26 protein-coding genes are annotated in these 26,490 nt (G+C 35.4%); 1 reads left to right on the plus strand and 25 read right to left on the minus strand.

What is annotated here, in order from left to right; all coding sequences use genetic code 11:
- Positions 1-8: 8 nt before the first annotated feature.
- The 24 genes from nth to cmk all read right to left on the minus strand — a co-directional run bounded on the left by nth (position 9) and on the right by cmk (position 24,384).
- The gene (gene nth, locus ACFCT9_RS02905) at positions 9-677 is read right to left on the minus strand and encodes an endonuclease III (RefSeq protein ID WP_412520689.1); all 669 of its coding nucleotides are present in this window, start codon (positions 675-677) and stop codon (positions 9-11) included.
- On the minus strand, positions 677-1,354 hold the full coding sequence (locus ACFCT9_RS02910; RefSeq protein WP_412520691.1) for a DnaD domain protein: 678 nt from the start codon (positions 1,352-1,354) through the stop codon (positions 677-679). The genes nth and ACFCT9_RS02910 overlap by 1 nt, the downstream gene beginning before the upstream one ends.
- Positions 1,355-1,455: 101 nt before the next feature.
- Complete coding sequence (gene asnS / locus ACFCT9_RS02915) at positions 1,456-2,748, minus strand: asparagine--tRNA ligase (protein WP_412520693.1); 1,293 nt, start codon at positions 2,746-2,748, stop codon at positions 1,456-1,458.
- A 152-nt stretch (positions 2,749-2,900) separates the two neighbouring features.
- A complete protein-coding gene (locus ACFCT9_RS02920) occupies positions 2,901-5,591 on the minus strand; it encodes a helicase C-terminal domain-containing protein (RefSeq protein ID WP_412520695.1) in 2,691 nt (896 codons plus the stop codon).
- 15 nt (positions 5,592-5,606) lie between these two features.
- A complete protein-coding gene (locus tag ACFCT9_RS02925) occupies positions 5,607-6,578 on the minus strand; it encodes a biotin--[acetyl-CoA-carboxylase] ligase (RefSeq protein WP_412520697.1) in 972 nt (323 codons plus the stop codon).
- Positions 6,571-7,770, minus strand: a complete 1,200-nt coding sequence (locus tag ACFCT9_RS02930; RefSeq protein WP_412520699.1) for a CCA tRNA nucleotidyltransferase — start codon at positions 7,768-7,770, stop codon at positions 6,571-6,573. The genes ACFCT9_RS02925 and ACFCT9_RS02930 overlap by 8 nt, the downstream gene beginning before the upstream one ends.
- Complete coding sequence (gene bshA / locus ACFCT9_RS02935) at positions 7,767-8,894, minus strand: N-acetyl-alpha-D-glucosaminyl L-malate synthase BshA (RefSeq protein WP_412520701.1); 1,128 nt, start codon at positions 8,892-8,894, stop codon at positions 7,767-7,769. The genes ACFCT9_RS02930 and bshA overlap by 4 nt, the downstream gene beginning before the upstream one ends.
- 35 nt (positions 8,895-8,929) lie before the next feature.
- A complete protein-coding gene (locus ACFCT9_RS02940; protein WP_412520703.1) occupies positions 8,930-9,247 on the minus strand; it encodes a nucleotide pyrophosphohydrolase in 318 nt (105 codons plus the stop codon).
- 126 nt (positions 9,248-9,373) lie between these two features.
- Positions 9,374-10,054 (minus strand): zinc metallopeptidase, encoded by a 681-nt coding sequence (locus tag ACFCT9_RS02945; RefSeq protein ID WP_412521609.1) that lies wholly within the window; start codon positions 10,052-10,054, stop codon positions 9,374-9,376.
- Positions 10,055-10,107: 53 nt separating this feature from the next.
- Positions 10,108-10,710, minus strand: a complete 603-nt coding sequence (locus ACFCT9_RS02950; protein ID WP_412520705.1) for a DUF1405 domain-containing protein — start codon at positions 10,708-10,710, stop codon at positions 10,108-10,110.
- Between the two features lie 5 nt (positions 10,711-10,715).
- Entirely contained in the window at positions 10,716-11,273 is a 558-nt protein-coding gene (locus ACFCT9_RS02955; RefSeq protein ID WP_412520707.1) for a YpiB family protein, read from the minus strand.
- Between the two features lie 17 nt (positions 11,274-11,290).
- Positions 11,291-12,538 (minus strand): tetratricopeptide repeat protein, encoded by a 1,248-nt coding sequence (locus ACFCT9_RS02960; RefSeq protein ID WP_412520709.1) that lies wholly within the window; start codon positions 12,536-12,538, stop codon positions 11,291-11,293.
- Positions 12,539-12,547: 9 nt separating this feature from the next.
- Positions 12,548-13,846, minus strand: coding sequence for a 3-phosphoshikimate 1-carboxyvinyltransferase (gene aroA / locus ACFCT9_RS02965; RefSeq protein ID WP_412520711.1), 1,299 nt, complete (start codon positions 13,844-13,846; stop codon positions 12,548-12,550).
- A 9-nt stretch (positions 13,847-13,855) separates the two neighbouring features.
- Positions 13,856-14,932: a 3-dehydroquinate synthase gene (gene aroB / locus ACFCT9_RS02970; RefSeq protein ID WP_412520713.1), complete on the minus strand. Its 1,077-nt coding sequence runs from the start codon at positions 14,930-14,932 to the stop codon at positions 13,856-13,858.
- 17 nt (positions 14,933-14,949) lie between these two features.
- On the minus strand, positions 14,950-16,116 hold the full coding sequence (gene aroC, locus ACFCT9_RS02975; protein ID WP_412520715.1) for a chorismate synthase: 1,167 nt from the start codon (positions 16,114-16,116) through the stop codon (positions 14,950-14,952).
- Positions 16,117-16,319: 203 nt separating this feature from the next.
- Entirely contained in the window at positions 16,320-16,769 is a 450-nt protein-coding gene (gene ndk, locus ACFCT9_RS02980; protein ID WP_412520717.1) for a nucleoside-diphosphate kinase, read from the minus strand.
- Positions 16,770-16,875: 106 nt separating this feature from the next.
- The gene (locus ACFCT9_RS02985; RefSeq protein WP_412520719.1) at positions 16,876-17,832 is read right to left on the minus strand and encodes a polyprenyl synthetase family protein; all 957 of its coding nucleotides are present in this window, start codon (positions 17,830-17,832) and stop codon (positions 16,876-16,878) included.
- A gap of 1 nt (position 17,833) precedes the next feature.
- The gene (locus ACFCT9_RS02990; protein WP_412520721.1) at positions 17,834-18,559 is read right to left on the minus strand and encodes a demethylmenaquinone methyltransferase; all 726 of its coding nucleotides are present in this window, start codon (positions 18,557-18,559) and stop codon (positions 17,834-17,836) included.
- Positions 18,560-18,575: 16 nt separating this feature from the next.
- Positions 18,576-19,133, minus strand: coding sequence for a heptaprenyl diphosphate synthase component 1 (locus tag ACFCT9_RS02995; RefSeq protein ID WP_412520723.1), 558 nt, complete (start codon positions 19,131-19,133; stop codon positions 18,576-18,578).
- Positions 19,134-19,312: 179 nt separating this feature from the next.
- The gene (locus ACFCT9_RS03000; protein ID WP_047131051.1) at positions 19,313-19,585 is read right to left on the minus strand and encodes an HU family DNA-binding protein; all 273 of its coding nucleotides are present in this window, start codon (positions 19,583-19,585) and stop codon (positions 19,313-19,315) included.
- A gap of 169 nt (positions 19,586-19,754) precedes the next feature.
- Positions 19,755-20,753 (minus strand): NAD(P)H-dependent glycerol-3-phosphate dehydrogenase, encoded by a 999-nt coding sequence (locus tag ACFCT9_RS03005; RefSeq protein WP_412520726.1) that lies wholly within the window; start codon positions 20,751-20,753, stop codon positions 19,755-19,757.
- A 19-nt stretch (positions 20,754-20,772) separates the two neighbouring features.
- Positions 20,773-22,083 (minus strand): ribosome biogenesis GTPase Der, encoded by a 1,311-nt coding sequence (gene der, locus ACFCT9_RS03010; RefSeq protein WP_412520728.1) that lies wholly within the window; start codon positions 22,081-22,083, stop codon positions 20,773-20,775.
- Positions 22,084-22,234: 151 nt separating this feature from the next.
- A complete protein-coding gene (rpsA, locus tag ACFCT9_RS03015; RefSeq protein ID WP_412520730.1) occupies positions 22,235-23,425 on the minus strand; it encodes a 30S ribosomal protein S1 in 1,191 nt (396 codons plus the stop codon).
- Positions 23,426-23,715: 290 nt separating this feature from the next.
- The gene (gene cmk, locus ACFCT9_RS03020; protein WP_412520732.1) at positions 23,716-24,384 is read right to left on the minus strand and encodes a (d)CMP kinase; all 669 of its coding nucleotides are present in this window, start codon (positions 24,382-24,384) and stop codon (positions 23,716-23,718) included.
- A 78-nt stretch (positions 24,385-24,462) separates the two neighbouring features.
- On the opposite strand from cmk, the gene ACFCT9_RS03025 reads away from it, so the two are divergent.
- Positions 24,463-25,437, plus strand: a complete 975-nt coding sequence (locus tag ACFCT9_RS03025; protein WP_412520734.1) for an asparaginase — start codon at positions 24,463-24,465, stop codon at positions 25,435-25,437.
- 57 nt (positions 25,438-25,494) lie between these two features.
- On the opposite strand, the gene ypdA is transcribed toward ACFCT9_RS03025, so the two are convergent.
- The gene (gene ypdA / locus ACFCT9_RS03030) at positions 25,495-26,481 is read right to left on the minus strand and encodes a bacillithiol disulfide reductase YpdA (protein ID WP_412520736.1); all 987 of its coding nucleotides are present in this window, start codon (positions 26,479-26,481) and stop codon (positions 25,495-25,497) included.
- Between the last annotated feature and the right edge of the window lie 9 nt (positions 26,482-26,490).

Here is a 26,490-nt window from a genome sequence, read left to right on the forward strand (position 1 = left end):
ATCACCTCTTATGCTTGAGCTTCTTTTCTCAATTTTTCACGATAGCGTTTTTGCCCTTCTCTACAGTCGTCGAATAAAGGACAAACATCACACTTAGGTGCACGTGCTAAACAATGATAACGTCCAAAGAAAATTAATTGATGATGACTTTGATTCCATCTTTCCTTTGGAATAATCGAACATAGACGGTCTTCTACCTCTTTAACACTATCTTTCCAACGATTAATGCCTAATCTTTTGGAAACACGTTCTACGTGTGTATCTACCGCAAGTGCTGGTACGCCGAATGCGACACTTAATACCACATTCGCAGTTTTTCTACCGACTCCGGCAAGGCTCTCTAAATCAGTTCGGTTATTAGGAATCTTGCCATCAAATTTATCAAGTAATGAACGGCAGAGCTTTTGAATATTCTTAGCTTTATTACGATATAAACCAATGGAACGGATATCTTGCTGTAATTCTTCTAAACTGACATCCAAGTAATCTTGCGGCGTTTTATACTTTTTAAAGAGTTCTCGTGTTACTTTATTGACTAAAACGTCTGTACATTGAGCTGACAATAATACCGCAATCGTTAATTCGAAAGGATTATCATGTTTAAGCTCACATTCTGCATCTGGAAACATTTCGTCAATCACATCTATCATACTTAATGCTTTTTTCTTACTTAACATTATGTTTCCTCCTGATTCAACCAGTCAAATTTAGGAATACTTTTGACAGTATGCTTCATTTGCGGTGCATGGTATTGGTCACTGATTTTTTTAGAGTCTTCTACTGTTTTGACATTGTTTTTCTTCCAATTTAATAGAATTCTGTCAATATATTTAAAGCTCATTTTTTCTTGGCTCAATGCCTCATTTACGGCTGCTTGAATTACTGAAATATCATGATGGTCTACGTCAATCCATTGATTTAAAGTATCAATTTCTATCGGTGATAGAGGACGGCCAAATGCACTTTCAATCATTCTGAATAATGATTTGAAGGATGCTTGGTTATTAAGTTCGCGTTGTTCTGTTTCTTGAGCTTGTATGATTTTACTGAAAGATTGATAGAATCCATCTAAATTCATAAACTCCGCAAAACGACCTTCTTCATCTTTTTGGACGGTAAGATCCAATAAATCCAGTTGAATCAAACGCTGAATGACACCTGTCACTTCACGTTCTTTCATGGTCGTCCCTTTACTAAGATAAGAGATAGAAGGTTGTTTATTAGAATGTTCATATTCATAAATCAATTTCAGTAAAATGATTAAATCACTTTCCGATAATTCCATGTCAGCATAATGATCGAGCAATTCTCTTCTAATAACAACTGGACGTTTTCTAAGAAATTCTATATCCAAAGTGACCCTCCTTTTTTGATACTTTACCTATTGAAATGGTCCAGTCATCGTTTGCACACATGACTGGACCCATTTATTTTACATTCAAATCATAGCATTGTTTATGGATATAAACGGTTTAATAAACGTGGGAACGGTGCTGTTTCTCTGACGTGTTCTACACCAGAAATCCATGCTACTGTTCGTTCTAAACCAAGACCGAAGCCGCTGTGTGGTACTGAACCATAACGACGTAAGTCTAAATAGTATTCGTAACTTTCTTTGTCTAAACCATGCTCTTCGATACGAGACTCTAATAGTTCTAAGTCATTAATACGTTCAGAACCGCCGATAATTTCTCCATAACCTTCAGGTGCAATTAAATCTGCACATAAGACAGTTTCTTCATTATCTGGGTTCGGCTGCATATAGAATGGTTTGATTTTTGTAGGATAATTAGTGATAAATACTGGTAAATCATAATGGTTTGCGATTGCTGTTTCGTGCGGTGCACCAAAGTCTTCGCCCCATTCAATATCATCGAAACCTTCTTGTTTTAAGAAGTCAATCGCATCGTCATATGAGATACGTGGGAATGGTGTTTTCACTTTTTCAAGTTTAGAAGTGTCTCTTTCTAAGATTTTAAGTTCAATTTCACAATTTTTAAGTACTGATTGTACAACATGAGCAACATATTGTTCTTGTGCTTCTAAACTGTCTTCGTGGTTATAGAACGCCATTTCGCCTTCAATCATCCAGAATTCGATTAAATGACGGCGTGTTTTAGATTTCTCAGCACGGAATGTCGGACCGAATGAGAATACTTTACCATATGCCATCGCAGCAGCTTCTAAATAAAGTTGACCACTTTGAGATAAGAAGGCATCTTCATCGAAATATTTAGTATGGAATAATTCGCTTGTACCTTCAGGTGCACTTGCTGTTAAAATTGGCGGATCAATTTTAACGTATCCATTATCATGGAAGAATTCGTAAGTGGCACGAATAATTTCATTACGGATTTTCATTACCGCATGTTGTTTTTTAGAACGTAACCATAAATGACGGTGATCCATTAAGAATTCTGTACCGTGATTTTTTGGTGTAATCGGATAATCATGCGCTTCTTGAATCACATCAATTGATTTCACTTGCATTTCATAACCTAAATCAGAACGATTATCTTCAGTGATTGTACCCGTAATGTACATTGATGATTCTTGCGTCAAATTTTTAGCTGTCGCAAAAGTATCTTCATCAACTTCTGATTTCACTACGACACCTTGCATGAATCCAGTTCCGTCACGTAATTGCAAGAATGCAATTTTACCGCTAGAACGTTTGTTTTGAAGCCAAGCGCCAATTGTGACTTCTTGACCAATGTAGTTCTTTGCTTCTTTGATTGTAGTCTTCATTATTCAAACTCCTATACTTCTTTTTGACATTTATTAGAGAATTAATGAGTGCTCGAAACCTCTCAATAAATCAAGTTGCTTTGAGCATTTTCTTAACTGTTAACCCGTATACATTTTATCAAATAAATGCATTTTCTTCTAGTTGATAAACTCTATTGCGTCGTTAATCGCTTTAATATCTTACTAAATTTCTGCAAGTCACCAATTTGTTGATTGAATGCTTGTAATGTATGCATAAAGAAATGCTGATAGTTGCTTTTAATTAAGCGATCATCAAATGACACAATAATCCCTTTATCATTTTCGTTACGAATCAAACGACCTAAGCCTTGTCTGAAGCGGACAACCGCATCTGGTAAGACATAGTCTTTAAAGGTTGATACAAATTCTGAATCCATCAACCAATATTTTGTATTGTTTTGATTCATGAACGGCAATTTCGCAATCATAACACATTTGATGCCATCGCCTTGGAAGTCGAAGCCTTCGAAGAAAGTTCCTGTTCCTAATAAGATGGCTTTATCAAAGCTATTGAATTGTTGGGCAATTTTGTAGTTTTGACTATTGTTTTGCTGAGATAAGATAATATAATCATCAAAATCAGGCAAGTCATTTAATAGTTCTTGGACGTGGTACATCATTTTGTAGCTTGTAAACAGGACTAAACATTTGGATTCTGTCATATTTACATATTCAGTGATATAGCTGACAATCGCATGTTCATACTTTTCAACATCACGAAAATGATAAGGTTCCACATCATCCGGAATAAATATCGTTGCTTTATTTTGATTATCTACGACATCATCTATGATATACGTTTTGAATTCAGCATCTTGGTTGAACCATTTTTTATAGGCTTCAAATGAACCGTTAAATGTTAACGTTCCTGAAATAAAGGTTAATGCGTTAAATTTATCTAAGATTTGATGAGAAAGTATATCTTTAACTTTATAATCTTTGACGTAAATCGTAATCGTAGATTTCTGTTCTAGATTTTTAATAGATAAAAAGCATGTATGATCTGATTTTAAACTTTGTTCAATCGCACGGAAATGGTCATTGATGTACAGTAAATGCTTACGAATTGATTTAATGGTTTTATGACTCATCCCATTAAAGTATTCTAAGGTTAAATTCAACTTATGAATGATTTCGTGAATATCTTTTAGAATCGGCGCTTTATCAAATTGATTTACAAAGTGTATCTTATGGTTATCATCATCATGAATGGTAGATTCATGGATAATATCAAAAATGGTTGTGAATAATTGTTCGTTCAATTCATGGATATCATTGACTGCCGTTTTTAAACCGAATACATCAATTGGCGGAATATCTAATTTTTCAAGTATACGTTTTTGTTCAAGTCGGTCGACTGCTTTTAATAACTTCTCATTTTCAGTTTTACCAATTAAGCCAAGTTGATATTTGATATCTGAATAGCTGAGTTCGTTTGTGACTTGGTCTAAAGCATAATCAGGCAAACGATGCGCCTCATCAATAATACAGTCTTCGAATAATTGATAAATACTGTTCTCTTGAGAAGCATGAATTAAATGTGCATGGTTCGTAATACCAATTTGAATATTTTGTGCGTTACGTTTTAAGAAATTATAGTAATGAATATCATGACGGACTGGTACATAAGTTTCAGCCTTTTGTTCTAGATACATTTTTTGTCCGCCTTTTAGATTCAACTCTTGAATATCCCCTGTCTCTGTATGGGTAATCCAAATTAACAACTGCATTTTAAGCAATGTGACATCATAATTTTGTGTTTCATCTTTTAGAATCTGGCTGATGAGACCTAAAGAGATATATTCACGTTTACTTTTGATAATGGCCGCATTAATACGGTAGCCTAGTACTTTTTCTAAAGTTGGAATTTCATGTTCTAACAACTGATTTTGTAGTAATTTGGTATTTGTTGAAATCATGACATGCTGTTTTGTTTCAATGTTATACATTAAGGCTGCGATTAAATAAGCAATAGATTTTCCTGAGCCTAAAGGGGCTTCTATCAATGCTTTATCATTATGCATCAGTTGGTCTAAAATAATTTCTGTTAAATATAGTTGTTTAGGTCGATATGTGAAGCCTAAAGCATCGATGACTTTTTTATAAAAATCTTCGGTTGAACCTTCGAAATCAATGGATGGTGCTTTGAAATCCACTTGTTTTCTATAAGTAATCTGTTCAAATTGTGCGTATTGGGGATCTAATGGTTGATCACCATGATGGCGCACCATTTCAAACAAAACGTCATGTAATTGATATTTTAAATTTTTACTTAAATAATAAAGCTGCTTCAATGTATCTGTCGGTAAATCATTTAATACATTGAAAGCTTTAATCATTAGTTTTGCAGTGGTAGCCGCATCTTCATCAGCACGATGTGCATTATTCAATGGAATATGATGCTTTTCTGCTAACTCACTTAACTGATAGCTTTTATCTGTTGGAAATGCAATCTTAAATAATTCAACCGTATCAATTGTTTTTCTAGGATGATACGTAATATTACATTTTCGAAATGCATTTTTTAAGAAGTTCAAATCAAAAGAGACATTATGTGCGACAAACACACAGTCTTTTAAAACTTCATATATTTCATCTGCTACTTCATGAAAGTAAGGCGCTTGTGTTAACATAGCGTCTTCGATGGATGTGAGTGCCTGGATGAAAGGCGGAATTTCTAGGTCTGTCTTTATTAAAGAGTGGTATGAACCAACAACTTCGTAATTACGTACAAATGTAATACCAATTTGAATAATTTCATCATGATCTTTTTGGTTGCCTGTTGTTTCTAAATCTACCACTGCATATGTGGTTTGACTCACACGATCGCCTCCTTTCTATAAATCTATATCTGCACTCATTAAACGATGATTTTTGCCTTCTTCATCAACGACTAATAAGAAACCATCTTTATCAATATCGATAGCTTGACCATTGAATTGTTCATCATTCTCTGTGAATTTTAAAGTTCTATGCCAAATATTGGAATGTGTTCTATATTCATCTCTAATGGATTCAAACGGCACAGTTAAAAACTGAATATAACGCTTTTTCATGTTTTTCAATAATGTATCTAAAAATGCATAACGATCTATATTTTGATCTGCATGTTCAAAAATACTGGTTGCACGATTTGCAATGTCTTCTGGAAATTCATCTGCATGTTGATTCATATTAATACCGATACCGCAGATAACAGCTTCTATACCATCACTGTTTGCGGACATTTCAGTTAAGAATCCACATACTTTTTTTGAACCAATGTAAATATCATTTGGCCATTTGATTTCGACTTTATCTTTCGAAAAAGGTTGAATGGATTCTCTGATAGCTAGTGCCATAAATAAATTGAATGTTGTAATGAGAGAAAAAGGTACTTTTGGACGGAATACGGCACTCATCCAAAGGCCTTTCCCTTTTGCTGAATCCCAAAATCGATTAAAACGGCCACGGCCTTTGGTTTGTTCATTACTTAACACCAACATCGCCTTTTGATGGCCAACCATTTTTTGTTTTGCTGCTAATTGTGTCGAATCAATCGTATCATAAACATAGACATCATCGAAAAATCCTTGTACATGTACAATTTGTTCTACAATTCCAGGATACCATGTGTCTGCAAGGCGTTCTAATTGATGGCCTCTATGATTGACAGAGTGAATGACACACCCTTCTGCTTTTAATTGATCTATAATTTTTTTGACTGCAGTTCTAGAAATTTGTAACTGTTCTGCAATCATTTGACCAGAGATATACTCTGGTTGATTGTCGTATAACATTTTAACGACATCTTGACTGTATTTAGACATTTGCTTTCACCCATTTTATGATTTCACTTTGTTCATTTTGCAACTCATGATTGATAATGGCACATTCTATGTTTCTAAGTACGTCTTTTAACCATGGGCCGCCTTTTCGATTTAATGTTTCTAATATGATTTTACCATTGATAGCGATGTCACTTCTCTTGGAAATCACTAAGTCATTGTAAATTGCTTTAATTGATGTTTGATTGACGATTAAAGGATGCCCTGTGGAAATGTGATTTTTATTTAACGTTTCATGCATCGTCAATATATAAGATAGTACAGGTAAGCCATAGTCGTAAACTAAAAGACGCAGTGCTTTCTTCTCTGATAGCGTTTCAAGTTTATCAAACAGCATATCGTACATTTTAACTGTCTTTTTCATCTCATTACTAATTTTTAAGTCAGCTAATGCACCATTTGTGTTGGGCTGCTTATACATCATTATCGCAAGCAGTAACTCTAAAGAGATGGGTTCATCAATGTGAATGTGATCCATCTGATAATCTTTGAAAAATGGTACATAGTCAAAAAAGTGCAACTCTAAAAGTAATGGATAAACTTGCGCAACGTGTTTACCTGCTAATAACTTTGTTAGTTCTACAATAATTCTCTCAATAGATAAATACGCAGTATCAGCCATGCGTTGTTTCATTGCTTTGTATGTGTTTGTTTCTATTTCAAAGCCCAATTGCGATTTAAAGCGTAAGCCTCGCAAAATGCGCAACGCATCCTCTGTGAAACGCTCTTCTGCAGGCCCTACTGTGACAATACGCTTTTGTTTGATGTCTTCATAACCGCCAAAGTAATCTCTAATTGTAAAATCTGTATCCATCGCAATCGCATTCATCGTAAAGTCTCTACGCTCTACATCTTGATATAAATCGCGGACAAAGAAGACTTCGTCTGGACGTCTGTGATCTTTATATTCACCCTCTGCACGATAGGTTGTTACTTCATAATTTTCATTCTGATATACAACATTAATGGTTCCGTGTTCTTTGCCAATTGGAATTGTATGATCAAATATCGCTTCAATTTCATCTGGTGAAGCACTCGTTGTAATATCGATATCATGGATAGGACGGTTCATTAAATAATCACGGACAGAACCCCCAATATAATAGGCTTCAAATCCGTTTTCTTGTATTTGGTTTAAAATTGGTGCAGCTTTTAAAAATAAGTCTTTATTCATGATTTTCCTTCTAACATTTGGTTGTAATAATATTCATATTGATCTGCGATTAATTGAGAGTTGAAACGTTCTGTGACGTCTTTCAACATTTGTTCGCGAATGCGCTGATATAACGTATCATTGGTTAAGAGTTCAATCGCATATTCACTCGCCTTTTCGCTATCGCCAATATCAACAATAAAGCCAGTTTCTTCATGCTTAATCACTTCTTTAATACCGCCAGCTGTTGAACCTATAGGTACAACCCCTGTTTTCATCGCTTCAAGTAAGGTTAAACCAAAGCTTTCCTTTTCACTTAATAAGAGTACTAAATCCGACATTTGGTAAAATTGATTAACAAATTCTTGTTTACCTAAGAACATCACATCATCTTCAATATCCAAGTCTCGTACTAAGCGCTTCATTTCCATGAGTTCAGGACCATCACCCAGTAATAATAATTTAGAAGGAATTTGGTCACGTACTTTTTTAAATGTTTCAATGATGGTATCGATGCGTTTGACTTGTCTGAAGTTTGAAACGTGTATCAATACTTTTTCATCAGGATTAATCCCATAGACTTGTTTTAGCGCATCGTTTCGTTTTGTCGGAAAATCAACTTCTCTGACAAAGTTATAAATCGGTATAATTTCTTTGTTCGTACCGATAATTTCTTGAGTTTGACGTGCTAATGATTGACTTACACTTGTGACTACATCACTATTTTCAATACCGAATTTAATCGCATCTTTAAGTGAATGGTCAAAACCGAGTACAGTAATATCTGTACCATGCAAGGTTGTCATGATTTTGACATCTCTACCTGACATTTGACGACCTAATATTCCACAAATCGCATGAGGTACTGCATAATGCATATGTAAGATATCTAAATCATATTCCCGGATTACAGAGGCAATTTTAGTGCTTAAACTGATATCGTATGGTGGATATTGAAAGACCGCATATTGGTTAACTTCAACTTGATGGAAAGTAATGTTTGGAAGTGGTTTTCGAATACGAAACGGTAAGTTTGAAGTGATAAAGTGGACATCATGCCCTCTTTCAGCTAATGTTATCCCAAGTTCAGTTGCGATAATGCCTGAACCTCCCATAGAAGGATAACAAGTTATTCCTATCTTCATTTCAAACCGACTCTCCTTTATCTCTCTATATAGTTTTATTTTCGTTCAAAACGATTTTTATCTCGTGTATTGAATTTGTGCATTGTTTCATCAAAGCTTTCAGTCATGTCGATATCTAATGAATTCGCTATACATAGTAAGACGAATAAGTTATCGCCGAGTTCAGCTTTAATTGAATTTTCTTCTTCAGTGTCTTTCTTTTTCTTTTCACCGTATACGTGGTTGATTTCTCGCGCAAGTTCCCCGACTTCTTCTGTTAAACGTGCTAAATTAGCAAGGGGTGAGAAATAACCTACTTTAAATTGGCCAATATATTCATCGACTTCTTGTTGCATCTCTGACATTGTTTTCATGCATTTTCAACTCCTTACATCTTATCTCCTAGTATATCTTATATTTTTTTATTATGCATTTTAAGTGCAATCTCAAGTAAATAAAAAAACCTTGCTGAAATAGCAAGGTTTCAATACTTTATTGAATTAATCGCTTGAACGTGCAATTAAGATAAATCTTAATAATTCAGCAACTGCAACAGCTGTAGAAGCTACGTATGTCATTGCTGCGGCACTTAATACTTTACGTGCGTGTTTATATTCTTTGTCATTGACGATTTGTAATGATTTGATATTATTCATCGCACGTTTACTTGCATCAAATTCTACAGGCAATGTAACGATTGAGAACAAGACTGCAAATGCCATTAAGAAAATCCCAATCCATAATGCTGTAGATCCGATTGCCATTTGCATCGACGTTAAGACGATACCTGCCATAATTAAGATGTATGACAAGCTGCTGCCGATATTCGCAAGCGGGAACAATGCGTGTCTGAATCTCAAGTAGAAATAACCTTGAGCGTCTTGAATCGCATGCCCTACTTCGTGTGCTGCAATGGCTGTTGCCGCAACACTTGGACGATTGTAGTTCGCAGGAGATAGACGAATTACTTTTTTAGTCGGGTCATAGTGGTCTGATAAGAAACCTTGACCTTCTAGTACTTCAACATCATTGATACCATTGGCATGTAAAATTTCTTCAGCCACTTCTCGTCCAGTTTTACCACTTGTTGATCTGACTTGTGAATATTTTTCATAATTAGATTTAACTTTATGTTGTGCCCAAAGTGGCAAAATCATTAAAATTGCAAAATAAATTATCATACTTACTAAAGACAAAATGCTCACTCCTTTATAACATTATTTTACTGAGAACGTTAACTTTGGTCAATCAATTTGCGTTGTAACGGGTTCTTTAAATAAAAGTATAAAATTATGCTTATAACACTTAATATAAACGCAATATAAGCTACAAATTCTAGATGTGTGTCGATAAACGGATAGTACGGAAACTGCATAAAAACATAATCAACTAAGTCATTATGGAAAATCCAAATGATTGCGATCAGTCCTGCACCTAAACCTATTTTAAAACGTGGATAAAATAGGATCGCTTCCAGTGCCATAATACCATGTGATACCAATAACATCATACCGCTGATTGTGATTTCATCATATTGATAAAATAATATTAAATTCATGATAACTGCCCAGACACCATATTTAATAAGTGTCATAAATGCTAAAGCTTCAATAATGGCGCTCTGCTTATTCAATAAATAAAGTAATAAAACAATACACAAAAAGAGCGAAGCTGTAGGACTATCTGGAATAAATATCCAATAGTGCCAGGCAGCTTCTTTTAATTGGCTTCCATACCATATGTAACCATAAATTGTACCTAAAATATTACAAACTAACACTAATATAAGAAATGGGCGTGTATATAACGCCCATTTCCACCACTGCGAGATGCTCATAGTTTTCATTCCTTTGTTGGGAAGTTGTAGGATTTCGCTTTAATCGTATTTAATAAGTGCGATAACCGATAGAAATATTCAGAGTCATTGATTTGTAAGCTTAAATCTATTGTATTTTGCAGACGGTGAATCAATGATGATTCTGCTTGTGGTGTCGTAGTGACCGCATGCAAATCATTTAAATGTGACGTATATTCTGGTGAAGTTAATAATTGCGTTAATAATATTTCGTCAATACGTACATCTCTTTTAGGAAGATGGATTTTAAGATCCAACACTGGTTTTTCATATGCGATGAGATGGAAAATCTCATTACTATTATGATATTGCTTATGATCAATTGTCAGTTTAATACCTATAATTGATGTATCATTTACTGCCAGTTCCAGTGTATTTCGTTGCGGTAACGGTGCATCTACAAAATACACATTTTCTAAACGTTGAATGTCAGACTTGATTAAGTTCAATACCCATACGCTGATTCTTGATTTGAACGTATATTGAAAGAGTAAATAATCAATCAAGTTTTTCTTCTGCAGATTTAAACTGTCATAATCTTTCATTACAATTCACCAACACCTTAATCGTATTGCAGTCGTTCGGCTTCTTGCTGCCATTCGTCATTATTCGGATCAAGTTCTAATAGTTTAGGTAATAGTAACTTAGCTTGTTCAATTTGCCCTGTTTCGATAAGGAAGAAGTAATAATCTCCTAAGAAATCTGGATTATTTTCAAATGTCGGATAAGCAAGGTCGAAGAAGTGTTGCGCTTCTTTATCACGTTCTTCTGCGCCTAACGCATAAGCTAAGTTCCACATAAAGCGAGGATCTAAATCGTCCTCACTTGCATATTGCAAGAGTGCGATAATGGATTCATTATCTTCTTTAGTACGGTAATAGCTGCTGAGTTCAATCAATGGTGCTTGATATGCATTATCTACTTCTAATGCATTAAGTAAGAGTTTTACGCCTTTTTCAGCATCACCTTGATCTAACTCTAGTTTACCTGTCGATAACATTAATTCTTTATAGAACGCATTAAGTCTAAGTCCTTCATGACCCACTTCAATGGCAGACTTATACTCTCTTTGTTGTAAATAAAGCTGTTGAAGATAAAAATAGCCTTGGATATAATCAGGGTCTTTTTCTAATAAAGTACGCTTGATTTTGATTGCTTCTTGAACGAGTTCATTTTTCTCATAGGCTAAGGCCTTTTTCATGTAGTCTTCAGGCGTCATATCTTGCTCATGTATGTCATCATATAATTTAATCGCATCATCATAGTTTCCGCTTTGTAACGCACTATCAGCAAGTCGTGCATATAAATTAACACCATTTACCATATATTCTCCAGTTTCTAAAACGGTTTCGTATTCTGCAGATGCACGTAAATATTGGCCATCATAGTACATCAGTTCCGCAAGTGCGAAGTGTAGAACAGGATCGTTAGGTTCTAATTCTATTGCCTCTTGCACTTTATCAATGGCAACTTCTAGCATGTTAATTTGTTGATATAAATCTGCCTCTAACATGAGTCGTTCTGTTGTTAAATCTGCCTGGCTTAAATATTCTAAAGCTTCATCTGTTTTATCCTCGGAAATTAATCCGTCAATAAAGTAGATTAATAATTCAGGTTCATTTGGAAATTTATTGTATAAAGCTCTGAATACTTCTAAACCCTGAGGAGTTAAACCATAGTTATAGAGTGTTTCTCCTAACATGAATAAAGTATCATCATCAGCTGTTGAAATGGCTTGTTCCACTCTGCTATCTAAATTATCTATTTTTTGCAGATGAATATCATCAATTAATTTCTGTGTATCTTCCATACTTTCAAATTATCCTTTCTGTGCTATCGATTTAAGTAAAGGTAAGAACTCTGGGAACGATGTGTTGACTGAATCGAATCGTTTGATATGGAGCGGTTCTTTGCTTAATAAAGAAGCAATTGCTAATGTCATGCCGATACGATGATCAGTGTAAGAGCTTACCTCTGCAGCGTGTTCGAATGTAGATGGATGAATGACAAATCCGTCATTGGTTGGTTGTACTTCAAAACCAAGTAAGCCCAGTTCATCGGAAGTGGTTTCAATACGGTTGGTTTCTTTGTATTTTAATTCTTCGGCATCTTTAATCACACTTGAGCCTTGGGCTTGTGTACATAATAATGCAATCACAGGGATTTCATCAATGGCACGTGTAATTAATTCACCTGATAGGTTTAATGGTTTCAAATCAGATGTGTATTGGATGCGGAGTGAAGCGGTAGGCTCAGCACCTTCTTGTACATTAAATACCTCAATATTCGCATTCATTTTTTGTACAATATCTATGATACCAGAACGTGTTTTGTTCATTCCGACATTATGAATTGTAATATCACTATCAGGTGTAATCAAAGCAGCTACAATAAAGAAAGCTGCTGATGAAATATCACCAGGTACTTTGAAATCTCTGGCTTGAATAGAATCAATCGCTCGTGGCGTTGTTTCAATTGTCATACCTTCTGTTTTAATTGGAATTTGGTAATGTGCAAACATTGTTTCAGTATGGTTGCGTGTTATACCGATTTCTTTAATGATAGAAGGTTCATCAGAAAATAGGCTTGCAAACAGGATTGCACTTTTAACTTGAGCACTTGCTACAGGCATTTTGTAGTCAATGCCTCTAATTTGGCCTTTGCTGATGATTAATGGCGTATAATTGCCTTCAACACCGCGAATCACAGCACCCATCTCAGTTAAAGGATTAATGACTCTGTTCATAGGTCGTTTGCCGATTGATTCATCGCCAGATAAAACAGATTCAATCCCTAATCCGCTTAGTAAGCCTGCCATAATACGTGTTGTAGTGCCTGAATTCCCTGTGTAGAGTGTTTGGTGAGGTGTCACGAATTTCTGATAACCTGGAGAATTTACGATGACTTTATCTTCTTCAACTTTAAATTCTACACCTAATTGACGGAAAATCTGAATGGTGCGTAAACAATCTTCAGCTAACAAAGGCTTATAAATGGTAGATTGTCCTTCAGCTAATGAGCTGAGCATGATTGCACGGTGTGTCATTGATTTATCGCCAGGCACTTCTATTTCACCACGTAAAGGTCCTTGAACATTAATTTCTTCAGTTTTACTCATTCGTTTCACTCACTTTAATAAGTTTTGTAGTTCTTCAAATGCGGTTTGAAGCACACTGTTGTCAACGTGTGCTACCACGGGTTTGCCAATTTCAGATAAGAGTACCATCTGAACGCCGTTTTGATCATTTTTCTTATCTTTTAACATTAAATTTAATAAAGGGTTGAACTCCGGATTTAAGACGACATCAAGCGGATATTCCAATTGCTGCATATAATCGATGAAATGCTGTACATCATAATTTGTACCTAAAATGTGGTTTGCAACGATAAATTGATAAATAATACCAATCATAACGGCGTGACCATGTGGTATTTTCTCATGATATTCAATCGCATGTCCAAAAGTATGACCAAGATTAAGGAATTTACGTTTGCCTTGTTCATGTTCATCAGCAACCACGATATTAAGTTTCGTTTCTATGCCTTTCAATAAGAATTCATCTAAACGATGCAGTTCTGAGAGTGCCGTTTTGTTTGGATATGCAGCTTCAATTTCTGCACGTGCATCTTCTCCGTTTAATAAGGCATGTTTATAGGCCTCAGCGTAGCCGCTACTAATTTCAGTATAAGGTAATGAAGTTAAAAAATCTAAATCATAAATCACTGCTTTTGGACGATGGAATGCGCCAACTAGATTTTTACCTTGCGGCGTATTTATACCTACTTTGCCACCAACGCTTGAATCATGCGCTAATATCGTTGTCGGTACTTGAATGAAATCGACGCCTCGTAATAAGGTTGCGGCGATAAATCCAGCAAAGTCTCCAACTACGCCCCCTCCGATTGCGACAATGCATGTATTACGTGTGATCCCTGTTTCCAACAGTTGTTCAAGTACAGATTCATAAACAGAAAATGATTTGGTTTGTTCACTGCCTTCTACTGTAATCACGTGTGTAATTTGATCAGCATCAACTGCGGATGTTGCTTGTTCAATTTTAGCGGGATGGAAATTTGCTACATTATTATCAACAATAAAAGCGACGTCTCTATATTTTGAAAGATAAGTGTTCAAATGAGTTATTGCATCATGTTGAATGATAATCGGATAGTTATTATCTTGATATGTTGTCATCAGTTGCATCTTAATCACCTTTGATTTTAAAATTCAATGTTGCGTTGTCTGCGTTCTTCTACTTGTGTTTGTAATTGTTCCATATAATTTGATTGGAATTCTTCTAATAATGTCTTTGTAATTTCAAATGCTACCGCATGTTCACATACAATACTAGCTGCAGGTACAGCACAGCTGTCTGAACGTTCAATCGTAGCCTTAAATGGTTCTTTTGTGTCGATATCAACGGATGCTAAAGGTTTATACAATGTTGGGATAGGTTTCATGACACCATTCACAACAATTGGCATTCCATTACTCATGCCGCCTTCTAAACCGCCTAAATGATTAGAAGCACGCGTATAGCCAGTTTCCTCATTGTATAGTATTGGATCTTGAATTTGACTGCCTGGTTTTTCTGCAGCTTTAAATCCTTCTCCAAAGCTGACACCTTTAAAGGCATTAATACCGACTACACCTTGAGCGATTCTGCCGTCTAATTTGCGATCATAATGTACATAACTGCCAACTCCGACAGGCATATGATCAACAATAACTTGGACTACTCCGCCTAATGAATCGCCATCTTTTTTTGCTTGATCAATTTTGTCTCTGATTGCTTGTGCTTTCTCTTCGTTAATGACACGTACATCATTGCTGTCCTCATGTGATTTAATTGTTTCTAAATCATATTCTGCATCATCTTTAATACCGCCTATTTCAACAACACGGCTGTAAACATCAATGCCTAATTGTTTTAATAAAATTTTACATAAAGCACCGACAGCTACCCTAGCAGCTGTTTCTCGTGCTGATGAGCGTTCTAAGACGTTTCTTAAATCACGGTGATTATATTTAATACCGCCGACCAAATCTGCGTGACCAGGTCTTGGTTTAGAAATTGTACGTTTCATCTGTTCTTGTTCTTCTTCAGAAATAGGAGCAACACCCATAATATTTCTCCAATGCGTAAAGTCATCGTTAGTTACGACAATGGTAATCGGACTTCCTAATGTATAACCATTACGTACACCTGATACAATCTCTACAGCATCTTTCTCAATTTTCATGCGACGGCCACGACCATAACCGCCTTGACGTTTAAACATTTCTACGTTGATATCTTCAGCAGTTACTGCTAAGTTAGCGGGTACACCTTCAACAATTACAGTCAGTTGTGGTCCGTGGGATTCTCCAGAAGTTAAAAATCTCATTATGCAATCACTCCATTTCAAATTGGTAATATTAAGTATACCTATTATCATAGCACACGTGAAATATGGACAGAAACAATTAAAATGATTTAATTGTAAAATTTTTCTGACTATTCAAGCGGATAAAAATAAACCAGACTGAATCAATGATTCAATCTGGTTTACATTGGATAAAATGAATTTAATTTGTATACTTTATATTATTATTCGTATAACCATGCTTCATTGTTGGCTGTGTAAACACTTAGTTCATTAGGTTCGAACCATAGGCTGATTTCTCTTTTCGCAGATTCTACTGAATCTGAACCATGAATAACGTTTCTGCCTACAGTTAAGCCTAGGTCGCCTCTGATCGTACCTGGCGCTGCTTCAGTTGGATTTGTTTTACCAATCATATTTCTTGTTACTTCTACTACGTTTTCACCTTCTACTACCATCGCAAAAACTGGTGCTGAAGTGATGAATGAAACAAGACCTTCGTAGAATGGTTTATCAGCATGCTCACCATAATGTGTTTCTGCTAATTCTTTGGAAACAGTCATAAATTTACCGCCAACGAGTTTTAATCCTTTTTTCTCTAAACGAGTGATGATTTCTCCAACAATATTACGTTGAACACCATCTGGTTTAATCATTAGAAAAGTTCTTTCCATTTCGCAAATCCTCCTGAAAATAGATGTGTATTTTATGAATCTAAATAAATACATTTTTAGTTTAACAGTTTATTTAAGCGCTTTCAATATTTTGAGATATGTTTTTTTATACATTTCTTGATTCCATGCGCTTAATGAGTTTTTTAAACCAAGTTGTAGCTGCATTTTCTTCTAATTCATCTAATAAATGAATTGCTTTTTGCAAATAACGTCTGCTTATTTGTTTTGATTGTTCAATACTTTCTGATTGTCTAATATAGTTAACGCAATAAGCGAAATCTTCTTTAGGGCTATTAGGTTGCAAGGCATCAATTTTCCCTTTGAATTCTGGATTGTTTCTAATCTCTAAAAGTACAGGTAATGTAATGTGGCCATTCATTAAGTCACTGCCTACCGGCTTGCCTAATTGTTTTTCAGTACTTGTGAAATCTAAAATATCATCGACAATTTGGAAACTCATGCCAATATAATGCCCGATTCTTTTCATACTATTCGCAGTTCTATCATCTGCGTGTGCAGAAAGTGCCCCTAGTTCAGTTGCTAACTGAATCAATAAAGCCGTTTTACGATTAATTCGACGTAAATAATTTGTAATAGGTTGATTGGTGTTGAATTGATCTTGGAACTGGAAGAGTTCCCCACGGCATACATCTACAATAGCATGCGATAAAATCGTATGTATTCTTTTGTCTTCAATGGATGCAATGTGTTTAAGCGCTAAAGCTAATAAGTAATTGCCTGTTAAGATTGCAGTATCTTGATTCCATTTTTTACTGATTGTTAAACGCCCTCTGCGTTTATCGCTTTTATCAATGACATCATCATGAACTAATGTAGCCATGTGAATCAATTCTAATGAAACAGCAATTTTATATGTGTCTTTGTTTCTTGGTGAATCCCCGTATTCACTGCTTAGAATAACAAAAGATGGACGTACACGCTTACCTCCAGATGAAAGTAAGTGATGTGCTGCCTCCTCTAATACAACATTATTGCTTTTGATTGTGTCTTTAAGTTGTCTTTCAATTTTTTTAATTTCTCTATTAATGTTCAGCTTATCCACATTAATCACCTTTTGCTGTTTCTTTTTCCTTATACCCTAAATGCATTGCGGCAACTCCGCCAGTGAAACTTTTAACTTCGATATCTCTGAATCCTGCTAATTGGAACAGTGCCTTTAATTCATCGCGATCTGGGAAATTAAAAGCTGACTGTTGCAGCCATTCATATTCTTCTTTAGATTTAGCAAAGAACTTACCAAAAATCGGCATTACAAATTTAAAATATAATTGGTAAAGTTGTTTGAAAACTGGAATTGTAGGTTGGCTAGTTTCTAAGCAGACGACCATACCGCCTGGTTTCAATACACGATTCATTTCTTTAAGCGCAATAATATAACCGGGTATATTTCTTAAACCAAAACCAATTGTTACATAATCAAATTCATTATCATCAAAAGGTAATTCCATCGCATCGCCTTGAACAAGTTGAATGTTCGCCATATTTTTTGTTTTTTCTTCTCCGACTTTCAGCATGTTTTCACTGAAATCTAGGCCAATGACTTCACCTGTAGGACCGACAGCCTTGCTTAACGAAATTGTCCAATCAGCAGTACCGCAACAAACATCTAATGCTTTACTGCCAGGTTTAACCTGCATCGATTTCATGACACGTTTGCGCCATACTTTGTGTTGTTCAAAGCTGATAATATTATTTAATCGATCATATTTAGTGGAAATGTTTTGAAAGACTTTATGAACTTTTTCTTTGTCTGCTTTATTTTTAGCCATATATATTACCTCTACTTTATTTATTATTGCTGCACAATTCTTCAAAAATAGCTTCGAGTTCTGTTGTACTATAGTCTTTAAGATACGCTGGATGATGTTCTGAAGCATATCTAATCAAACTATGCTTCGCTGCATCTAATTCAGAACTTGGATTGAAATGATCAATGGTGATTTCAGGGAAGATTGTTTCAATGTATTGAATTGCGTCTTTTATCGCATCATGAGTAAGCGCTTTGTAATGCAAAGCGGTTTTTAATTCGTTAACTTTAATGATTGCATTGCTCATAGCTTCTAGATATTCTGAATCATTGATAGTTGCAGTCAATGTATAAAAATGGGCACTGATTAAATCCCCTATCAGTATCTCATTTTTAGAAAGATGACTGCTCGTAATGGAATCAAGATGACTCATGGATGTATCAATTGCGAGACACGCTATTTTTGCTTCAGGCAAAATCTGCTGTGCATCAAGTACATGAGCCAATTGATGATTGTACTGAATTGGTTCATGACTATGTATACCATTAAGCTTACGATCTATTTGGTTTTTTAATGTACTTAATGTTGACTCCATGTCTGCACCTCACGTTATTAATCAATAATCATCTTAACATTATATATAGAAAAATAAAATCACTTTTGTTCAACTGCTTGCAATATCTAGCAATTTCACTCCTAAAAGTAATTCAATATAAAAATATGTAATAAAAAGAAAAGCCCCGAAAAGGGCTTTTCTGTTAAGTATTGAATTCATTATTTAACTGCATCTTTTAAAGCTTTACCAGCTTTGAATGCTGGAACTTTGCTTGCTGGGATGTCGATTTCTTTACCAGTTTGCGGGTTGCGACCTTTACGGGCTGCACGTTCGCGAACTTCAAAGTTACCGAAACCAATCAATTGTACTTTTTCACCTTTTGATAGTGAGTTTTGGATTGATTCGAATACAGCATCAACTGCTAAACCAGCTTCTTTTTTAGTTAATTCAGCTTGTTCTGCAACAGCGTTAATTAAGTCTGTTTTGTTCATTATGAGTCACCTCCCAAGGGTTTGCTAATGATAACTTAATATCATTATGCTATGACTTTAACACAACGCCTATTATTATCGCAATTATTTATGAGCATAAAACCGCGATTTATAAGGATTTTTAGCTACCTATGTGTAAAAATACAATAATAGTAAATTAATTTAATTTCTATTCTGACTTTTTGTCTCTATCCATTAATAATTTTAAACTCTTCTCTAACGGAACGTTTTCAAATAATACGCCATATAATGCAGATGTGATTGGCATATCAATGTGTTTTTCTTTCGCTAAATGATAAACAGATTCTGTCGTATAAAATCCTTCAGCAACCATGTTCATTTCTGATAGCGCTTCTTCTACTGTTTTACCTTGGCCGATTTTATAACCAAGTGTATAGTTTCTTGAATGTGTTGAAGTACAAGTTACGATTAAGTCACCAATACCGCCGAGACCTAAAAACGTCATTGGATCTGCGCCTAATGCTTCACCTAATCTGCTGATTTCAGCTAAGCCACGTGTCATTAACGCCGCTTTCGCATTGTCACCGAATCCCATACCTGCGACAATACCGCTTGCAACAGCGATAATATTTTTTAAAGCGCCTCCTAATTCTACACCCACTAAATCATTGTTTGTGTAGACACGTAAGTATTCATTCATAAATAAATCTTGTGTCAGTTTACTGATTTCTGGGTCTTTTGAAGAAGCTGCAACTGTTGTAGGTTGTTGAATGACAACTTCCTCAGCGTGACTTGGTCCAGATAATACAGCGATACCGCCATTATGTTCTGGCGCGATAGAGTCTTCAATCATTTCTGAAACACGTTCAAATGTTGAATTCTCAATACCTTTTGCGACATGGATAAATACTTTTTTGGAAGTTAATTTTTCATCGATTTGTTTAACGACTTCTCTAATAGCTTTGGTTGGCAGTGCAATCAGATACGTATCTGAAAAATTGACAGCTTCTTCTAAGTCAGAAGTAGCGTGAATCGCCTCTTCTAATTTAGCTTCGTTTAAATAGCGTGAATTTGTATGATAAGTATTGATTTCCTCAATGCTTTGTTTATTTTTACCCCACATTAAGACCTCGTGACCGTTTTGTGCGAGTACATTCGCTAATGCTGTACCAAAACTGCCCATACCAAAAACGGCAACCTTACTCATATACTTCATCCTTTCAATTCTAATTTCGTTTTCTTGGAATTATTTTGATTGGTGTTCCTTCAAAACCAAATGCATCTCGAATCTGATTTTCTAAGTAGCGTTTATATGAGAAGTGCATTAGTTCTTCATCATTAACAAAAACAACAAATGTCGGTGGTTCAATCGCAACTTGTGTTGCATAGAACACTTTTAATCTGCGACCTTTATCAGTCGGTGTTGGATTCATTGCGATAGCATCTGTAATGACTTCGTTCAATGTTGAGCTTTGAACACGTTTTTTGTGGTTTTCGCTTGCTTCATTGATTAATGGGAATAAAGTACGCAGACGTTGTTTTTCCTTCGCAGAAACATAGGCAATTGGCGCATAGTCCAAGAATTGGAAGTTCTTACGTACTTCATCTTCAAATTTTTTCATGGTTTTACTGTCTTTTTCCAGTGTATCCCATTTATTGACTACAATTACAATTGCTTTACCTTCTTCATGTGCATAGCCAGCCACACGCTTGTCTTGCTCGATAATGCCTTCTTCCGCATCTAACACAACAAGTACAACATTTGAGCGTTCAATGGCTTTTAAAGCACGTAATACAGAGTATTTCTCAGTTGATTCATATACTTTACCCTTTTTACGCATACCTGCAGTATCAATTAAGACATAATCTTGATCTTCATAAGAATATTCTGTGTCAATCGCATCGCGTGTTGTTCCAGCAATATTAGAAACAATGACACGATCTTCCCCAAGAATAGCGTTGACTAAGCTGGATTTACCTACATTAGGACGCCCAATTAAAGATAATCTAATTGTATCTTCATCATAAAGGTCATCGCCTTCATCTTTGAAATGTTTGGCTACTTCGTCTAATAAATCCCCTATACCAAGGCCATGTGAACCTGAAATTGGGAATGGCTCTCCGAAACCAAGCGCATAGAAATCATAAATGTCTGATCTCATTTCTGGATTATCTACTTTGTTTACAGCTAATACTACAGGTTTATTTGTTTTATAGAGCATTTGTGCAATCATTTCATCTGTTTGCGTCAAACCTTCACGTTGGTTAACCATGAAGATAATGACATCTGCTTCGTCGATTGCGACTTCAGCTTGTGCTCTGATTTGTGTTTGGAATGGTGCATCAGATAATTCAATACCGCCTGTATCAATGATATTGAAGTCGTGTGTCAACCATTCACCGCTTGAATAAATGCGGTCTCTTGTGACGCCGGGTGTATCTTCTACAATTGATACACGCTCACCGACAATTCTATTGAATATTGTGGATTTACCGACATTCGGTCGACCTACAATAGCAATAACAGGTTTAGTCATAAGCTAACTTCCTCTCTTTCATATATCTAGTTAATTTTATCACATGGCCAATTTAAAGCAAAAGAAAAATTAGACAATAAAAAAGTCAAGACTGTAAAGTGTGAAGTTAGGACACTTACTACAGTCTTGACTGATGTTAGCGAAATACTAATTAAAATTTAAGGTTTTTCAATTTGTCGCCAAACATTTCACCTAATGTTGGATTGTCATTTTCTTCTTCGTCTTGTTTACTTTCAACGAAGTCTTGAGTTTCATCATCGTCGATTTGAAGCACTTCTTCTTCAGCTGGAACAGCTGCTTTGATAGAAAGTGAAATTCTTTCATTTTCTTCATCAATGCTTAAGACTTTTACAGTCACTGTTTGATTAGGTGCAAGTACATCGCTTGGTTTAGCGATATGTTTGCGACTGATTTCTGAAATATGAACAAGTCCTTGAACGCCAGCAGCAATTTCTACAAATGCGCCGAAGTCAGTTAATCTAACCACACGACCTTCAATTACAGAATCCGCATGGATTTCACCTTTAATGCTTTCGAATGGGCTTGGTAAAGTATCTTTAATTGAAAGTGAGATTCTTTCTGAGTCTCTTTCAACAGATTTAACTTTGACTTTAACTTTTTGGCCCACTGAAACAACGTCTTCTGGTTTATCAACGTGTTCATGAGAAAGCTCAGATACGTGAACTAAGCCATCAACACCGCCGATATCAACGAAAGCACCGAAGTTAGTTAAACGTGCAATTGTGCCTTCAATTACATCGCCTTCATTAAGAGATTCTAGTAATTCAGCTTTTTTAGCTTCATTACGCTCTTGTTCAACTGCTTTACGGCTAAGGATGACGCGATTATTTTCTGGATCAAGTTCTTCAACACGAAGTTCTAATACTTGTCCATCAAAGCTTGAAAAGTCTTCAATGAAATCAGTTGAAATTAATGAAGCTGGGACAAACCCTCTTTGTCCTACATCTACAACTAAACCGCCTTTAACGACTTCAGTTACTTTAGCTTCGATAATTTCATTATTTTCTTGTTTCTCTTGTAAATATTGATAAGACTTCTCTTGTTCTAATTGACGAATTGAAAGGATATAAGCACCTGTTTCATTTTCTTCGTCATTTTCTACCTTAGTCACATAAGCTTCTACTGCATCGCCTTCTTTGACAACCTCATTTGGGCTATCAATATGATGAGTAGATAATTGACTAATCGGTACAATACCGCTAAATTTGCCACCGTCGACATCAACAATCACTTGTTTTTCTTCGACTTTTTGGACTTGTCCAGAGATTTTATCTCCTTCTTTAATTTCATTAATCATTGATTCATTGAATTCTTCAGTCATCTTGTATGCCTCCTTGTACACTACATAATTATAACATCTTACAAACTGACAGAATTGTCAAGAAATTCACCTCTATTCACAAAAAGTGAAGATTTCTCTTTCATTCTGCAGTGTTTAAGTATTATTTTTACGCTCCAATGTACGTATTTATTCTCACTTTAATATATACCACAAAAACTCATTTATTATTCACAGTATGGCATAATAAATCGAATCTGTTAGGTTGGCCATAGAATGATAATGAATTTTTATAATCAAATTAATATAATTAATGATTTATTAACATTGCATTAGTGTTTATTTTGCGTTTCACTAATAAGTTGATTAATTATGTCAGCCACTTCTTCGATGGATTTTCCAGTCGTATTTACTGTAACTGCATCATCTGCCTGGCGTAGAGGTGAAATTTCACGTGACATATCGTATTCATCACGCGCTTTAATTTCTTTTTTAAGTTGTGCTAAAGAGGAAGGAATTCCGTTTGCTTCATTTTCTTTTTGTCTACGTTCTGCACGTTCATCAACAGAAGCAATCATGTATACTTTCAATTCAGCATCAGGTAACACGACGGTACCGATATCACGTCCATCCATTACAATTCCTTTCTCGGCAGCTAATTGTTGCTGTACTTCAACTGCAAATGTTCTGACGGGTTCTTTAGATGCAACATAGGATACATTTTGCGTGACTTCGTTCGAACGTAAGTAATCTGTAATATCTTCATCATTCAACAATACACGTTGTCCTTTGACATCGTCATAAACCAATTTCAATGTTACATTTTCAATTAGAGATTGAAAGTCTTCTGGTTTACCCTCTTTTAAATATTTATAGGTAATTGCACGATACATTGCGCCTGTATCTACATAGATCATAGAATGGCTTTCAGCAACCTTTCGTGCAATGGTACTCTTGCCCGCAGCTGCTGGGCCATCAATAGCTATATTTATTAAACTCATATCTAGAAAACCTTCCCTTGTCGTTTATTCAGTTTTATTTTATCATAAAAACGTATTATAGAGATAGGAGCGATGACATTGAAAAAGATTTTAGTCATGCATACCGGTGGTACAATCAGTATGTCTGAAGACGAGAGTAATAAAGTAGTAGAAAATGAAGAAAACCCCATTTCAAAGCACCATGATATTATCAAACAATATGCAGACGTTACTGAGATTAACCCGATAAACTTGCCGTCTCCGCATGTAACAATTGCTGATGTTGTAAAACTCAGAGATATCATTGAAGAAAACAGCAAAAAAGATGTGTATGACGGTTTTGTGATTACACATGGTACAGATACTTTAGAAGAAACAGCATACTTATTAGATTTAACAACATTAACTGATAAACCAATTGTTATCACAGGTGCTATGCGCTCCTCTAATGAAATTGGATCTGATGGTTTATATAATTTTATTTCTGCACTTCGTGTGGCCGCATCAGATGATTCTTCAGATAAAGGTGTCATGGTTGTGTTTAATGATGAAATACACACTGCACGTAACGTGACTAAAACACATACCTCTAATACGAATACTTTTCAAAGTCCAAACCATGGACCCTTAGGTGTTTTGACTAAATCAAGTGTACAGTTTCATCATAAACCTTATGGCCATCAAATCTTAAATCAGGTCAATCCGCTATTAGACGTACCTATTGTAAAAGCCTATATGGATATGCCAAGCGATATTTTCTTGTTTTACAGTGAAAGAGAAGTTGATGGTATTGTAGTAGAAGCGCTTGGACAAGGTAATTTGCCTCCTACTGCTTTAAAGGGGTTAATGGCTTGTTTAGATAAAGATATACCTGTGATACTTGTGTCACGCTCATTTAATGGGATTGTCGGGCCTATTTATGCATATGAAGGTGGCGGCTATGATTTAGCGCAAAGAGGTGTCATCTTCTCAAATGGTTTAAATGGCCAAAAAGCACGACTGAAATTATTGGTTGCGATGAGCAATCATTATGATAAAACGCAACTTAAAGCATATTTTGATGCGCAAGTATAATTAAAAAAACCGAGAAGCAGTAATAGCTGTTTCTCGGTTTTTACTCTATTCATTAAATTAAGATTCAAGTGGCGTTTGTTTTTTAGTCATAATGTTTTGAGCGATAATGCCACCGTGGAATTTACCATTTTCAATGAAAATCGTATTTGCATCGTTACCTGCCGCAATCACACCTGCAATATAGCAATTTTCAACATTTGTTTCGTACGTTTCTCTGTCATAAACAGGTGCAGTACCAAACTCGTTAGTATTAATATCAATGCCGATTGTTTGTAAGAAATCATAATCTGGATGATATCCAATCATCGCAAAGACATAATCATTCGGGATTGTGTAAGTTTCTCCATTTTCCTCAAATGTTAAGCTGTCTTCTTCTATCTTAGTGACATCTGCATTGAAGTGCATGTCAATTTTTTCATGTCGCACTAAAGATTCGAAGTTAGGTAAAATCCATGGCTTGATTGCTGATGAATAGTTTTCGCCACGATACAGCACAGTAACGTTAGCACCGGCTTTTTCTAATTCAAGTGCCGCATCGACAGCTGAGTTTTTACCGCCGATAACCACAACATTTTGGTCAAAATAAGGATGTGCCTCTTTGAAGTAATGGAAGACTTTAGGCAATTTAGCACCTTCTACTTCCAATTCATTATGTTGACCATAATAACCTGTCGCAACAGTTAAGAAGCGACATTGATACGTATCTTTTGTCGTTGTAATGGTAAAGCGTTTACCCATTTTTTTAACTGTAAGCACTTCTTCGAATGCATGAATATTTAATTGGTGATATTTCACAACTTCTCTATAGTAAACCAACGCTTGGTTTCTTCTAGGTTTATATTCTTCAACGATGAAAGGGACATCACCGATACTTAATTTATCGCTAGAAGAAAAGAATGTTTGATGTGTAGGGTAATTGTAAATCGATTCTACAACATTTCCTTTTTCTATAACTAATGTTTCAATTCCCTTTTTCTTTTGTTCAATCGCAGCACTTAACCCACAAGGTCCGCCGCCGATAATGATACTTTCTACTGTTTGCATACAGTTGAC

Source organism: Staphylococcus simulans, assembly GCF_047037175.1.
Taxonomy (GTDB): Bacteria; Bacillota; Bacilli; order Staphylococcales; family Staphylococcaceae; genus Staphylococcus; species Staphylococcus simulans_C.